Below are 14,097 nucleotides of genomic sequence, written 5' to 3'. Positions count from 1 at the left end.
TTAAATAAAGAGACCATTATTCCCACAAGCAGAATAACAGTCTCTTTAACATTCATTTCTTTCTCTTAATGAATAATAAAGCCGGGGCACTACTAGGAGGTCCCTCTCTTTTTACATTTAGCCACGTCAGTCCTTAATCCATGGATTTTTACGTGAACGAGCATTATAGGATGAGGAACGGGGTTCTCCTCCACTTGAATTATGGGATTTTTGCTTCTTATTGCTAGCATTTTTACTGGAAACCTTGGCTTTGGACGTCTCTTCTTTGGATGTACTGCCAGAACCGTCTTTTGATTTACCTTTACGTACGCTACGATCCTTTGGTTTAGAAGAAGAAACATCTTCATTTTGGGATGCAATAGTCAGATTGTTACCCATCTCTTGCGTTCCTGGAATTGCTGGTGCCGACTGGGCGTTCTCTTCCCGGCATCCACAGTCTGGCATAAACATATAGGGGGTTGTATATCCCTCTAATGGATACATAGGTGCATTCCCATGCGCAAACGGATGATAAGGGGAATTCGCAGATTGTTGTCCTTGTAACTGGCTATAGTCGGACACGTTTCCACCCGCAGGCAAACCATATTGAGGTCCTCCCCATGCCTGGCTCCATTGACTGCCCTGGACTGTACTCTCTGGATACTGCTGTGGATGCCCTTGATGGATAAATGGAGGATAGACAGGGTAGGATGCATTTTCAGACGCCTCATGACTCGGATAATATCCGGGGGCGCAGCAATCTGAATAGGCAGGATAAGGTGTTGGATGGGCATTTATGGGTGATGTCTGCATAGGCCCCCAGCACCATGGATGCTCACATTCATGATGATAGCCCTGATCAGAAACTACAGTAGGAGAAGCATATTCTGCTAAGGAGGTATTTATAGGCGCATTCCCCAAAGTTTGTGGAGACCCAATCCCCGGATACCACGAGTTCGGCATTGCATTTATTTGTGGGCTATAATCAAATGTCGGCTGTTGTATCGACCACTCGGAATTTACCATCGGCTCCGATTTTGTGCAGCCGCAAAATTTTTCTACTACAGGTTGCTTCACAACAGTTGTAGGAAGCTGTGGCTTAGATGCAATCGGTTGGGTAACTATAGGTTGCATTTGAGGTGGAGCAGGTGGAGTAACTATGGGCTGCATTTGAGGTGGAGCAGGATTTACGGGTGCCATAGGAACTTCAGGCAGTTTTAATTCAGGAAGCTTAGGAGGATTCACTGTTTCTTTTGGCTGTGTCATCTCTTCTTTAGGGCTAGGCATATTCTCCTGCTTAGGCTGCGTCAACTCCGCCTTGGGCTGGGTAAGTTCTTGCTTGGTTGGGGATTCAGGTTTAGGCTGTGTCATCTCTTCTTTGACTGCGGTATTTTTTTTATTCTCAGTAAAATCAGACGCCTCTTCTTTGTAGTGTGGAATATTAACTGTTTCTCCAACCAGAAGTGCGTTCGGGTTTTTAAGCTGGGAATTGGCATCAATAATTAGCTTAAGCGGTACATTCCACGCCTTGGACAACTTCCACAATGAATCTCCTTGCTTAACCTTGTGTTGATATACCGTTGACGGCTGTGTTTCCATCGTAACAGGGTCTGTTGGAATTTTAATTTTCTCGCCGATGCTCAACTGATTAGGGTCTGCCAATTGGGGATTGGCGGCAATAACTTTCTCCAGCGTCACATTATACTTCTGTGCCAGCAAGTACAGAGTGTCACCTTTTTTGACGATGTGTATTTTCACAGGTCACAAACCTCCTAGACTTTCGTTCGGGCGGGATAAACGCCCGGCTTCTGTTATTACATCCTATGCACCTCCCGGGCGAATGACCCCATACAAACAAAAAAATCCTCTCAACCGAATACTCTCACGAGCATTCAGCTAAAAGGATTCGGTTTTATTTTAGTCCTGCCACACTTTGTAGCCATCCTTATCCACGATCTTCCGGAACTCAGCCAGGAGCTCCAAAGTCACTGGGCCAGCAACACCGGAGCCGATCGTACGACCATCCACTTCATAAGCTGCAATAACTTCTGCCGCAGTTCCTGTAAAAAACACCTCGTCCGCAACATATACATCATGCAGTGTAAAAGGTTGTTCCTTAAGGGGGTATCCAAGCTTAGTACACAAATCGATAATAGCATTACGAGTAATCCCTTCAAGCGCTCCCAAATAGCAAGGAGGTGTATATAACACTCCATTTTTGACAATGAAAATGTTGTCCGCAGAGCCTTCTGTCACATACCCTTGGGAATTGAGCATAATAGCCTCACCTACACCAGCATAGTTAGACTGGATCTTCACGAGGATATTGTTGAGATAGTTCAATGATTTAATCTTCGGATTCAAAGCATCTGGGATGTTGCGACGCTGAGAGACAGAAATTGTCTTCAGGCCAGTCAAGTAAGCTTCTTCCGGGTAAATGGCGAGCTGTTCCACGATAATGATGACACTCGCCTTCGCACAACGAAGAGGATCTAAACCTAGATTTCCTGCACCTCGGGATACAATCAGACGGATATATCCGTTACGCATTTCGTTAAGACGAATCGTTTCAGCCATTGCTTCCAACATCTCATCAGGAGACAACGGAATGTTTAACTGAATGGATTTCGCAGAATCATACAGACGCTCCAAGTGCTCCTTACATTTAAAAATATTCCCGTTATAGATACGAATGCCCTCAAATATACCGTCTCCGTACAAGAATCCATGATCATATACGGAAACCTTTGCGTTTTCCTTAGTCACATGCTGCCCATCCAGATAGATCCATTGTTCTGCCATTAAAACCACACCTCCGATTAATGTTCCTTTAAAATAGGTTCGATCGCTGCTTCAACATACTTGTAACTTGGATAAGAGCCAAGAATACGTACATGGCATCCCAAAGCCTCAATCTCTGCAAAGGCTGCCGGAAGCAGAACGGAATGCAGAGATTCCAAAACTTCAATGTAAAAATAATAATTCCCCAATTGCTTTTTGGTCGGACGCGATTCAATACGGGACAGATTTAACCTGCGCCATGCAAATGCGGATAAAACCTGATGCAGCGCTCCCGGGAAATCCTGCGGTGGCGTGACCAAAATACTGGTTCGCTGACCTTCAGGTGTACCCGGGAGACTTATAGGTTGATGGCCGATCAAGACAAAGCGGGTAAAGTTGTTATCGTGATCCGTTACTTTGCTGGCCAAAATATCCAATCCGTGTTTGGCAGCCGCGAGCTTGGTTCCGAGAGCGGTCCAGCCTTTACCGGGGTTATGTTTAACAATTTCGACGGCTTCTGCCGTACTTCCTGCACCCTCCAGCTCGGCCTGAGGAGCGGAAGCCTGTATGAATTCTTTACACTGGGGAAGCGCTACAGGATGAGACATAATTTTGACCACTTTGCTCAAATCCAGCTTGTCCAAATCCTTCGTAAACTCACTACGATGTCCAATAAGATTTTGAATTGAAGGATATACCCATTCCGCCTGCATTTGAATGTCTACTTCATGTACAAGCCAATCCATATGCAAACTTACAGAGCCATCAATCGTATTTTCAATGGGAATTACACTATAGTCTGCCTGTCCCTTGTCTACTGCCTGAAATACGTCCGCAATATGCTTGTAAAACAGTAATTCATGGGGCGTATCTCCTAACAAATACTTAATCGCTTCATGAGAAACGGTCCCCTCAGGAAGAAGTGCAATTCGTTTCATATCATAAGTTCCCCTTTAATCATATCCATAAAAGGGAGTGTATTCCCTTCTGTATATACTTTAACTCCTTCACTCTCAGGGCGCAATTTTAAAACAGAAGCAGTGATCCCCTCTTTGTTCATGGTATCCGTTAAATACTGCTCCAGCTCCGCTTTCCGATTCACCCGTTGATCCGTCAATGCCAGCAGCGTCGGTCCAGCCCCACTGAGAGCCACACCCAAGGCACCATAATGGTGCGCATCCTGCAGGATCTCTGTCATACCCGGCACAAGCGCCGCACGGTAAGGCTGATGAAGCTGATCACGCATCGCTTCGGCAATTAAATCGGTTCTTCCCGACGCCAATGCTGCTACTAGCATGGAAGCATGACTTATATTATATACGGCATCCTTCAATGATACATGCGCGGGTAGAACCTCTCTGGCTTTCGACGTGGATAGCTGAAAATCTGGAATAACTACCATAACCTCCAGATTAGCATCCGGTTCAAGTCGTAAATGCCTAGCATTCTCGCCATCCCACATCGCTGTAATAATACCACCAAACAGGGAAGCTCCAACATTATCCGGATGTTTTTCAATGGCGCTTGCCATATCGAACAGTTTGGAATCCGGCAGAGGTGAGCCAATCAACGTATTGGCAGCGACCAAGGCGCCCACAATGGCAGAAGCACTACTGCCCAAACCACGAGTAAGTGGAATATCCGAGTACATCGAAATATCGAGCTCAGGAACAGATACACCTGCTTCCCGAAAAACCATTTGTGCTACCTTGAAAATCAGATTAGTTTTATCTTGGGGAACACCATTCATTTCATTTCCGTATAAATGAAAAGCCGTCTGTTCGGCCTCCTTCATTTCAATCCATGCATATAAGGACAATGCCATGCCCAATGTATCAAAGCCGGGACCCAAGTTGGCCGTACTCGCAGGCACACGCACTCTTGCTGTTTTTAAAACGGTCATACAGACAATTCCTCCTGCTTTTATTGACTATCCCTCTACTCGATATACGCTCTTGATGCGACGGATGACGTCCAAAGTTTCAAAATGCTCCAAAACCTTTTTCATACTCGCTTTACTGGCTAAATGAGTCACGATAATAATTTCAGCATCGGGGTTAACCTCATTCGGTTGCTGCACAACAGATGCCAGACTGACATCAAATTCAGCAAATACTTGCGTAATCCGTGCCAACACCCCTGCTTTATCATCCACATGCAGAAGCACGAAGTTTTTGAAATACACATCTTCATCGTTACTAATTTTTTTGGGATTGTAAGGAACGATGGCTTTAAGCCCATTGACACCAAGTTTGAGATTTTTCACTACAGCTACTAAATCGGCTACAACCGATGTTGCCGTCGGCATTTCACCTGCACCCGCACCATAAAACATGGTTTCACCCACTGCTTCACCATGCACATACACCGCATTGAATACCCCGTTCACCGAAGCCAATGGATGCTGCTTGCGTACCATAGTCGGCTGAACGTTAATCGTAAATTCATCACCTTGGCGCTCTGCAATCCCGAGCAATTTCATTTCATATCCTAGTTTTTTAGCAAAAGCAATATCTTCACTGGTTACCTTTGAAATGCCGCTGACACTTACATCCTTGAGCTCTACATTAGAGCGGAAACCAAGCGTGCCGAGAATTGCCATTTTACGAGCTGCATCCAGTCCTTCCACGTCTGAGGTCGGATCCGATTCAGCATACCCAAGCTCCTGCGCTTCCTTGAGAACTTCCTCGTACGAGGCCCCTTCCTGACTCATTTTTGTTAAAATAAAGTTTGTCGTACCGTTCACAATCCCCATAATGCGGGTAATGCGATCGGAGGAGAAGCCTTCAATTAATGTACGAATGATCGGGATACCACCTGCTACACTAGCTTCATAAAAAATATCACACTGCTTTTCCTGCGCCTTTGCTAATACTTCAGAACCGTGCAAAGCCATTAAGTCCTTATTTGCTGTTACGATGTGTTTCCCCCGCTCCAGCGCTTCAAGAATGTACTCCTTCGTCTGATCAACGCCGCCCATGACTTCAATAATTACATCAATTTCAGGGTCCCGAATAACTTCCCATGGGTCCTCAGTAAGCTTGGCTGTCTCCACTTCAATGGAACGATATTTTTCTATGTTTTTTACAGCTATTTTTTCAATGATGATCGGTGAACCGACTTGTCTGCTCAAGTCTTCCTGATTGCCTTCTACGATTCGAACGACTCCCGTTCCAACCGTCCCCAAACCTAACAATCCTACTTTGACCGGTTTCATCCATTCCCCTCCCGCGAACTTATGTCTAATGAACTGAATTGCCTTAACCTTGCCCAATCAGGCGAACACGTTTAACTCCAGAAATATCTTCCAAGCCCTCCAGTAGAACACCCAACTCTTCACTGAGTCTGGACATTTCTACCGAGATGACTACGTTGGCTCTGCCTTGCAGTGGAATACTTTGCTGGATCGTCAGCACATTGCCTCCGAAATCAGCCACTCTGCCAAGCACCCTGGACAACATTCCGGATTGATGCTCTAAATCAATAGAGATATTGACAATTCGCTCACGCTCCAGCTGATTAACCAAATGTATGCCATCCTTATATTTATAAAAGGCGCTTCGGCTTAGCCCAACTTGCTCCACAGCATCATGCACGGTTTTAACATCTCCTGAAGCCAGCAGCAGTTTCACCTGTATGGTCTTAACAATTGCTTCAGGCAAAATATCTTCCCGTACCAAGTAATAGCGCTCTTTCAAGAACGTCCTCTCCTCAAAGACTTATGTTTTTGTATAGAGGACATTATATCGAAACTCTTGAAAATCGGCAAGCAAACAATGCAAAAAACGGCTACTGCCTTCTATAGAGTTTCCTATAGTACAGTAACCGTTCAGGTTTTAGACCTTTATTTGAAATTTAGTAGTAGCTGCTGCCTTCAACAAATTCGAACTCGAAATCAGCAATGCGTACAGATGTACCATCTTTGGCGCCACGCTTGCGTAACTCAGCATCCACACCCATATGGCGTAACGTTCTTGCTAATTTCAAAATGGCATCATGCGAGTTCAACTGCATGCGCTTCATCATGCGCTCAATTTTAGGGCTCTGCACCACGAATGTGTCGTTTTCACGCACAATTGTAAAGCCATCGTCTTCTGCTGTATCCAGCTTAAATACCTTACGTTCATTGACTTCTGCTACTTCCTCAACAACCGGCTCGTCCGGTATTTGATCCAGCAAATCAGCAGCCCGGTAGAGCAGTTCCTTCACACCTTGACGTGTCAGTGAGGAAATAGGCATGATTTCAAGATCAGGACGTATAGAAGCAATCTGCTCTTTGAAGTGAGTCAGGTTTTCTTCCGCCTCCGGCATATCCATTTTATTGGCCGCCACAATTTGTGGACGCTCAGCCAATGTTGCATTATATTGCTTCAATTCGTCGTTAATTTTAGTCCAATCTTCAAACGGATCACGTCCTTCGGAGCCCGCCATATCCACGACATGGATAATAATACGCGTCCGCTCAATGTGCCGCAGAAATTCATGTCCCAGCCCAATACCTTCATGAGCTCCTTCAATCAAACCAGGCAAATCCGCCATCACAAAGTTACGATGATCACCCACATCCACAACGCCCAAATTCGGAGTAATCGTTGTAAAGTGGTATGCCCCAATTTTCGGTTTTGCGGAAGATACAACCGACAACAAGGTAGACTTCCCTACACTAGGGAACCCGACCAAACCTACGTCAGCCATTACTTTTAACTCAAGCGTGATATAACGTTCTTGTCCCTCTGCGCCGTTCTCAGCCAACTCAGGCGCTGGATTATTCGGTGTAGCAAAACGGATGTTCCCGCGTCCTCCGCGTCCTCCTTTAGCTACGACGACTTGTTGACCATGACGTGTCATATCTGCTACTACTTCACCAGTATCATCATCTATGATGACCGTTCCCGGTGGTATACGTACGATCATGTGCTCCGCATTGGCTCCGTGTTGGCTTTTGTTACGACCTTTCACTCCACGTTGGGCTTTAAAATGACGTTGGTACCGAAAATCCATCAAGGTACGCAAACCCTCATCTACACGGAAAATTACGTCTCCACCGTTCCCTCCGTCACCACCACCTGGGCCACCTTCAGGAACGTATTTCTCACGGCGAAACGCAATTAATCCGTCCCCACCGTCACCGCCTTTAACAAAAATCTTCGCTTTATCTACAAACATGGTTACACCTTCCTTATGTCTGGCACTGCATCCGAATTTGAAACATTTCGCCCGTAGGGAGCTTCTCTGTTCGAATGCGTTCACTTCCGAGTACGGATCTGACCCGCTTCAGGATATTCAAATCCGCAGGTATGTCACTTCCTTCAAAACGGACGATAACATCATTCTGATCCATACCGAAAAAAAGTGTCAATCTGCGCACTTCTCCCCAGGACGACCGGCCCCCGCCATATTGATACGCACGCACCGTTTCTATGACGGCCGAGGCAAGCGACTCGCCGTCTTCGGGAGACATGACAGCGTCTAACTTTAACTGCTCCTCAACCTGTACCGACAACTGTAAATTACCGGCGTTCACGCGAAAAGACTGCAAATAAAACACCAGTGAGGGAATACCCAACTTAGATATTTTACTGTCTTCCGCCACGCGCCCTTTTATTGTTTCCACATAAGCAACAGATTTATCATGCTTATTCATACGAATATATCCATAAAGCACTTGCAAGTCATTCATCCAGTCATGCCGATGATGGTTAAGCATTGAAATCGCTGTACGCTCAAAAGAACGCAAAGCAGCTTTCCGCTCATACTCGACCTGTCTTTGCGTATACCACATACCAAAGCATGCAGCAACTACAGACCATACTGCTAATAAGATAATCGTTAATACTTCAGGATAGAGCAGTGAAAAAACCAAAGGAATCAGAATGGAACCCAACGCCAGATAAGGCGCTCTTATCCGCTGGAACATGGCTTCTCTCCGTTCTGCGAAATTAAATGGATTATTAAAGAACCTTAATCCAGTATAGCACAGACTAACTTTCCAGTTCATTACCATCATGCAAAAAAGCCTCCGACAAAAGTGCCGGAGGCTTTTCAGCGTGTCTAAGCCGCTATTAAGCTTCTACAGTAGCTGCTACTGGAGCAACGTCGATCGGGTAGATGCTCACCTTTTTGCGATCACGGCCCCAACGTTCGAACTTCACAACGCCGTCCACTTTCGCGAACAGAGTGTCGTCCTTACCGATGCCCACGTTCGTGCCCGGGTGAATTTTCGTTCCGCGTTGACGAACCAGGATGCTACCGCCGGTAACTGCTTGACCGTCAGCACGTTTCACTCCAAGACGTTTCGATCTACTGTCACGTCCGTTTTTTGTGGAACCTACACCTTTTTTCGATGCGAATAATTGAAGATCCAATGTCAATTTCAACATGATGTCTACCTCCTTCTTTGATTATTTTCTATTTGAATATACTTACCGTATGATTCAGCAATACTTGTCAGCATAATCACCATGGACTCCAGCAACAGTTGAACCTGTGCGTTCGCATCATGATAACTTTCAGGAGAAAGATACGCGCTTAAAAAGCCGTTTTCCATTTCCGTTTCCATCTCAACGTCCGTAAGAGCTTCAATCGAATTGACAGTTCCTACCGTTACCGCTGAAACGCCAGCACATACGATATCCTCGCCAGATTTAGCGAAATTCGCATGCCCTTTAACGGAAAACCCCTGTATGCTGCCATCCTCCAGTCGTGTAATACGCACGATAATCACTTATCGCACCCTCTTACGCTTGGATTTTTTCAATCGTCACTTTCGTGTACGGTTGACGATGACCTTGCTTCACATGGTAGTTCTTTTTAGGTTTGTATTTGTATACGATGACCTTTTGACCTTGACCATGCTTCTCAACTTTAGCTGTTACAGAAGCTCCAGAAAGAAGCGGTGTACCTGCTGTCAAGCCATTGTCGCCGGACACTGCCAGAACACGATCGAACGTTACAGTTTCACCATCATTAGCTTCCAACTTCTCGATGAACAATACGTCGCCCTCTTGAACTTTGTATTGCTTACCACCTGTTTCGATAATTGCGTACATTTGCTTGCACCTCCTTATGTCTCAGACTCGCCTAATAGCAGGTGACAGATTCCCTTAGGATACTGCACTTCAGTACCTGATTGGAGCGGTTACAGCATGTGCAGCCAATCTTACGCATCACACATACTAAATGATTGTAGCACAAGCTTTCTACACATTCAACCTTTAGTTTTAAAATGATTTTTGATTACGCACCGCTCTACACGAGCGTCTTTTCCTCACGCACTTTTTTACGGGTCATTTCCAGCAAACCTAACCGCGTCCAACCGACAACATAAGATTTGGTCCGATCCTTCTTCAATCTTGCTTCCAGCACAGAGGATACTTCCCGACGATTCTCCTCTTGTTCCATGTCAATAAAATCAATGATGATGATACCACCAATATCACGCACACGTACCAGGCGGGCAATCTCTTCGGCTGCTTCAATGTTAGTCTGGGTCACCGTCTCTTCCAGATTACTGCCTCCCGTAAACTTCCCCGTATTCACATCAATGACGGTTAATGCCTCCGTATGATCAATGACAATATAACCGCCGCCCTGCAACCATACCTTTCGCGCAAAATCGCGTTCCAGCTGCTCATGAATGCCATAAGCTTTAAAAATTGTTTCTTCTGCACCACGAAATATACTTACATGAGCTTTCGCAGGACCAATCTGTTGCAGCATTATTTCTGCGTCCTTTGCTTGCTCTTCACTGTCAATAACCAGTTCATCCTGTTCAGGTGTAAACACATCCCTAATCAATCGCTGAACGATACTTAAATCCCGATGTAATTCGCACGGAGCCGAGTGTTCACCAGCTTTACGCTGAATAACCGCCCACTGCTTACGCAGTTGATTTAAATCATTTTCAATCGCCTCTATACTCATGTCTTCCGAAACGGTACGGATTATGAGTCCTTCCTCACTTGTGCGTAGCTGCTCTCCCATTGCTTTCAAACGGGTACGTTCGCCCTCACGTTCGATCTTCTTGGATACGGCCACATAATCAGCACGGGGCATATATACGATCCAGCGACCCGGAAGTGAAAAATGAGTGGTGACCCTGGCTCCCTTGCTACCAACAGCCTCTTTTAATACCTGCACTACAATTTCCTGCCCCACCTTTAACACTTCTGAAATGGATGGCTTTACCTCCGGCTGCTTGTCCAAATGAGCATGAAGTACGTCATCTACATACAAAAAGGCATTCTTTCGCTGTCCAATGTCAACAAAGGCGGCTTGCATACCTGGTAGCACATTGACCACCCTCGCTTTGAAAAAAGAACCTAGAATTCCCCGTTTTCGCGGTAGTTCAGCCGCATATTCAACCAATCGTCCCTCTTCCAACAGCGCCATTTGGGTCATCTGCTGCTGGCATTGTACAATCATTTGCTTCATGGTTTTTCAACCTCTCTGGATACAGCCTCTTCCTTAACTCATAAAACATTATTTGGGCTTGGGTTCTCCACCATCTGGCGGGCGTGTCGCAAAATAAGAGCGAATAAGACGTTGCTCCGGCAGTACGGCTACAATCCGTCCCTGTTCATTCATTACATAAACCATATGATACCGATCTCTTCTGAAAAGACGCAAAATAGGCTCCAAATGTTTCACTGGCAGGGATACAATAGGTAAGGCAATACTCCCCTTAGCTACTTCGCGGTAAAAAAGCTCGTCCCTCCCCAGCAAAAACCGTATAAAACGGTAAGGGATATTCCGATAATCCACAATATTAGAATAAAGCAAAAAAATCCCTACCGCCAGCAGATTTAAATGCATAGGTCCATTTTGCCTTAACAACGGTGAAATACCATACATACAAAATAGCAGACTCGTTACGATACTGGCTCTAAAAGTCCACACTAATGTGCGGTGATAAGAACAAGATAAGCTAATCAATGACTGTAATATTTTTCCACCATCAAGTGGTAAAATGGGCAGCAAATTAAACAGTGCAATAACTGCATTCCCCTGAATTATATAATTTACATAATCATACTCCAGCCCACTCACATTTCTGAACCACAAAAGGATGATGATCATGATTCCGTTTTGCAGGGGCCCCGCTAGCGCAATGACAATCTCCTTCCACGCATTGAGCTTCCCCTGATCCTCAATGACCGCCACTCCTCCAAAGGGTAACATCTGTATGGAAAGCACCCGCGCACCCAACAACGAAGCAGCTGTCGCATGACCTAGCTCATGAATAAACACCAATGTAAATAAAGTTATGATCTCGATAAAATGTCCAGTTAATATAGAGGTCAGCATAACCAATACAAACAGTGGATGTAATGATAAGGTCACCCCTCGGACATTAATCAAGGGCTACCACTTCCGACGGGTCAATGTATTGATCCCCTCTCTGAACTGCCAAAAACAAAGTTGCCGCCTCGCTGCCACTGTGACTTGCTGGCAGTACACCGATCTCATCTCCCTCCTGAACCCAGTCGTTCACTTTTAAGGTAGAGCGGGAAAGCCTTCCGTAAGTTGCTGTGATACCGCCAGTGTGTCGAACTGTAACCGAAATCCCGCTTTTGGGATGATTTAATATGTCTAATACTCGTCCTGCATCTATACTTTTAACAGCGATTGCCCCGTTGTCGGTAACATTCGGCGTAATTTCTACTCCTTTAAGGCTCAGTACAAAAGGCTGTGTTATGTTGCCTTCGATCGGTGGAGATCCCTTTCGACTTGCATCAACCTTGTGCGTTTCATGCTCCTCGCCAAAAATCGGCAAAAAGGAAGGAGCTCCGTCAAAATAAGTTTCATACCATTGTCCGACGGCTGCAAAATCCATATCCTTATTCAAGGCATCCGCAATAAACATTCTCAAATTCACTGCATAGGGAATATCCCAACGAAACATTCCCCATACCATTCCAAATAACACCGTTGCTATGACTGATCTTCGCCAAAAGGAAGTCCAAAAAGACGGACCACGATTCGTCCCAAAAGATTGCTGCCAGCGTTGCCGCTCATTTTTCCACTCAGTTTCTGGGTCTCTGGGCGAGTTGGCACTGACTATAGGCATCGACTTCATATCTTTATCCCCGTGCCTGTTCTGATATATGCCAGAGGGATACGTCTCCGCTTTGCTTCCCGCGATTAGCTGCTGTATACGTTCTTCTCTGCGCTGCTTGATTCCGGAATTTTTATTCATCCTGTTCAGCCCCCTCAGCGAGGTATGTTTGATACATCTTATGAGGACGGGCTTCAACTTATGTTGTCCGGTTAGGGAATACGCACCTAAAAATCAAAAAAAACCGGCGCTCGTGCACCGGTTATGTTTTGTATTTATGATATTTATGTAGTGACCCTAAATTTTGAGAAACTGTATTATGGAAATTAAAAAAACAAACCAAAAACACTTAAATAAGATTACTACTTATTTAAGTGTCTAGTATTACAAATGAATACTACTACAGCTCCTACCTTAGAACCAATGGAAAATCACGTAGGAAGTGTAGAAGCAATTTACCAGTCATAACTTCCTGTTTTCCTCATCCACCCATACCAAAAAACTTCTTAAAGCGTGTCATCACGCTTTTCTTCTGGTCCAGTTGCATGAGGGGCACTGTATCGCCCAAAATCCGTCTCGCAATGTTACGGTAAGCAATCGCAGCCTGTGAATCTGGATTCATAACGGTAGGCTCCCCTGTATTAGCTGCTTTAATTACCATTTCATCATCCGGCACAATCCCAATAAGGTCTATGCTAAGCACTTGTAAAATCCCGTCAATATCCAGCATATCTCCGGATTTAACCATGCTATTGCGAATGCGGTTAACCACCAACTTGGGTGATATCACATGTGAGCTTTCCAGTAAACCAATTACCCGGTCTGCATCCCGTACGGCTGCATTTTCCGGAGTGGTCACAACAATGGCCTGATCCGCTCCGGCAATGGCATTTTTAAAGCCTTGTTCAATACCCGCAGGGCAGTCGATCAATATATATTCAAAATCCTTTTTAAGCTCCAAAATAATATCCTTAACCTGCTCCGGCGTAACAGCACTCTTGTCCTTGGTTTGAGCGGCTGGCAGCATATACAGCTCCTCAAAACGCTTGTCCTTAACCAGTGCCTGATTTAAACGGCAACGACCTTCCGCTACATCAACAAGGTCGTAAATAATCCGGTTTTCCAGACCCATCACAACGTCTAGATTACGCAAACCGATATCCGTATCCACCAAACATACCTTTTTGCCGAGCAGTGCAAGCGCTGTTCCTATATTGGCTGACGTCGTCGTTTTGCCGACGCCGCCTTTTCCTGAAGTGACGACGATAGCCTCTCCCATG

The 14,097-nt window shown here is 45.3% G+C and carries 15 protein-coding genes and 1 other annotated feature; all 15 genes read right to left on the bottom strand.

The features are described 5' to 3' along the window. Positions 1–126: 126 nt before the first annotated feature. Entirely contained in the window at positions 127–1,737 is a 1,611-nt protein-coding gene (locus MHB54_RS19760; protein WP_340981818.1) for a LysM peptidoglycan-binding domain-containing protein, read from the bottom strand. 159 nt (positions 1,738–1,896) lie between these two features. Next, entirely contained in the window at positions 1,897–2,781 is an 885-nt protein-coding gene (gene ilvE, locus MHB54_RS19755) for a branched-chain-amino-acid transaminase (protein WP_023989941.1), read from the bottom strand. Positions 2,782–2,798: 17 nt separating this feature from the next. After that, a complete protein-coding gene (pheA, locus tag MHB54_RS19750; RefSeq protein ID WP_023989942.1) occupies positions 2,799–3,698 on the bottom strand; it encodes a prephenate dehydratase in 900 nt (299 codons plus the stop codon). Beyond that, the gene (gene thrB / locus MHB54_RS19745; protein WP_053325963.1) at positions 3,695–4,663 is read right to left on the bottom strand and encodes a homoserine kinase; all 969 of its coding nucleotides are present in this window, start codon (positions 4,661–4,663) and stop codon (positions 3,695–3,697) included. Before thrB ends, pheA begins: the two co-directional genes overlap by 4 nt. A 27-nt stretch (positions 4,664–4,690) precedes the next feature. Then, positions 4,691–5,977, bottom strand: coding sequence for a homoserine dehydrogenase (locus MHB54_RS19740; RefSeq protein WP_023989944.1), 1,287 nt, complete (start codon positions 5,975–5,977; stop codon positions 4,691–4,693). A 43-nt stretch (positions 5,978–6,020) separates the two neighbouring features. Then, positions 6,021–6,458: an ACT domain-containing protein gene (locus MHB54_RS19735; protein ID WP_013311587.1), complete on the bottom strand. Its 438-nt coding sequence runs from the start codon at positions 6,456–6,458 to the stop codon at positions 6,021–6,023. Between the two features lie 157 nt (positions 6,459–6,615). Further along, the gene (gene obgE / locus MHB54_RS19730; protein WP_023989945.1) at positions 6,616–7,926 is read right to left on the bottom strand and encodes a GTPase ObgE; all 1,311 of its coding nucleotides are present in this window, start codon (positions 7,924–7,926) and stop codon (positions 6,616–6,618) included. Between the two features lie 13 nt (positions 7,927–7,939). Beyond that, entirely contained in the window at positions 7,940–8,677 is a 738-nt protein-coding gene (locus MHB54_RS19725) for a Spo0B domain-containing protein (protein ID WP_053326604.1), read from the bottom strand. Positions 8,678–8,822: 145 nt separating this feature from the next. Then, positions 8,823–9,140 (bottom strand): 50S ribosomal protein L27, encoded by a 318-nt coding sequence (gene rpmA, locus MHB54_RS19720; protein ID WP_013311590.1) that lies wholly within the window; start codon positions 9,138–9,140, stop codon positions 8,823–8,825. 5 nt (positions 9,141–9,145) lie between these two features. After that, entirely contained in the window at positions 9,146–9,484 is a 339-nt protein-coding gene (locus tag MHB54_RS19715) for a ribosomal-processing cysteine protease Prp (protein WP_340981814.1), read from the bottom strand. A 13-nt stretch (positions 9,485–9,497) separates the two neighbouring features. Beyond that, positions 9,498–9,809: a 50S ribosomal protein L21 gene (rplU, locus tag MHB54_RS19710; RefSeq protein WP_013311592.1), complete on the bottom strand. Its 312-nt coding sequence runs from the start codon at positions 9,807–9,809 to the stop codon at positions 9,498–9,500. A 13-nt stretch (positions 9,810–9,822) separates the two neighbouring features. After that, positions 9,823–9,910 (bottom strand) — a sequence feature (ribosomal protein L21 leader region). Positions 9,911–10,008: 98 nt separating this feature from the next. Further along, positions 10,009–11,193, bottom strand: coding sequence for an Rne/Rng family ribonuclease (locus MHB54_RS19705; RefSeq protein WP_340981812.1), 1,185 nt, complete (start codon positions 11,191–11,193; stop codon positions 10,009–10,011). A gap of 48 nt (positions 11,194–11,241) precedes the next feature. Beyond that, complete coding sequence (locus MHB54_RS19700) at positions 11,242–12,120, bottom strand: M50 family metallopeptidase (protein ID WP_023989949.1); 879 nt, start codon at positions 12,118–12,120, stop codon at positions 11,242–11,244. Continuing rightward, a complete protein-coding gene (locus MHB54_RS19695) occupies positions 12,113–12,958 on the bottom strand; it encodes a peptidoglycan DD-metalloendopeptidase family protein (RefSeq protein ID WP_023989950.1) in 846 nt (281 codons plus the stop codon). The genes MHB54_RS19700 and MHB54_RS19695 overlap by 8 nt, the downstream gene beginning before the upstream one ends. Positions 12,959–13,298: 340 nt before the next feature. Then, positions 13,299–14,096, bottom strand: a complete 798-nt coding sequence (gene minD / locus MHB54_RS19690; protein ID WP_013311596.1) for a septum site-determining protein MinD — start codon at positions 14,094–14,096, stop codon at positions 13,299–13,301. Position 14,097 lies beyond the last annotated feature (1 nt).

The sequence above is a fragment of the Paenibacillus sp. FSL M7-0802 genome (assembly GCF_038004945.1).
GTDB lineage: Bacteria > Bacillota > Bacilli > Paenibacillales > Paenibacillaceae > Paenibacillus > Paenibacillus polymyxa_B.
Note: the sequence above shows the minus strand (reverse complement) of the source record. Positions and strands in the feature narration are given on the sequence as shown.